Source organism: Schumannella sp. 10F1B-5-1 (assembly GCF_006517535.1).
Lineage (GTDB): Bacteria > Actinomycetota > Actinomycetes > Actinomycetales > Microbacteriaceae > Schumannella.
In genome coordinates this window covers 1-212 of record NZ_VHQH01000103.1, presented here as the reverse complement: position 1 = coordinate 212, position 212 = coordinate 1, and the positions used below count along the sequence as shown (strand labels likewise).

General features: G+C 74.5%; 1 pseudogene. It reads left to right on the top strand.

Annotation, left to right across the window (positions count from 1 at the left end):
* A pseudogene (locus tag FJ658_RS15125) lies at positions 1 to 212 on the top strand (phospho-sugar mutase); the annotation flags it as partial.

The following is a 212-nucleotide window of genomic DNA, read 5'->3' as shown; positions in this document are numbered from 1 at the left end:
TCTCGGTGCGGGTGGCGGACCTCGCCCGCATCCCCGAGCTGATGGCGCGCCTGCGCCACGACCCGCCGCGGGCGATCGGCGGCATCCGGGTCGAGCGGATCGACGACTTCGCGGGCGGGTTCGGGCAGTTCCCGCCGAGCGACATCCTGCGGTACCAGCTCGAGGGCGGATCGCGGGTGATCGTGCGCCCCTCGGGCACCGAGCCGAAGCTC